This is a genomic window from Polaromonas sp. P1_G2, assembly GCF_056405515.1.
Map to the genome: position 1 here is coordinate 1 of NZ_JBFUBY010001504.1, position 391 is coordinate 391.

Here is a 391-nt window from a genome sequence, read left to right on the forward strand (position 1 = left end):
CTTTATTATCTGATCTCCGGCTTTTCCGTATCGGCCGAGCGCGCCTATATCATGATGGCGATCATGCTCACGGCGGTATTTTTCGACCGGCCGTCGATCAGTCTGCGCAACATAGCGCTTTCCGCCATCGTCATCGCAGTCGCCTCGCCATCTGCGATGATCGGGCCGGGTTTCCAGATGTCCTATGCCGCCACGCTGGCACTTGTGACCGGATATTCCACGCTGCAGCGGCGAATGCAGTCCGTGACACCGATCAGCGGAATTCCGCTGTTGCGCCGGCTGATGCCGGCTGCCCGCTTCATGGCCGGCGTGTTCATGACCTCACTGATCGGTGGACTGTCGACCGCCCTGTTTTCGATCGAATATTTCAACCGCATCGCCACCTGGGGAC

1 protein-coding gene is annotated in these 391 nt (G+C 59.1%); it reads left to right on the forward strand.

The window, feature by feature from the left end; genetic code table 11:
* Positions 1 to 391 (forward strand): ComEC/Rec2 family competence protein (locus AC1D0P_RS31285; RefSeq protein ID WP_477680279.1); only part of this gene is annotated, 391 nt, incomplete at both ends.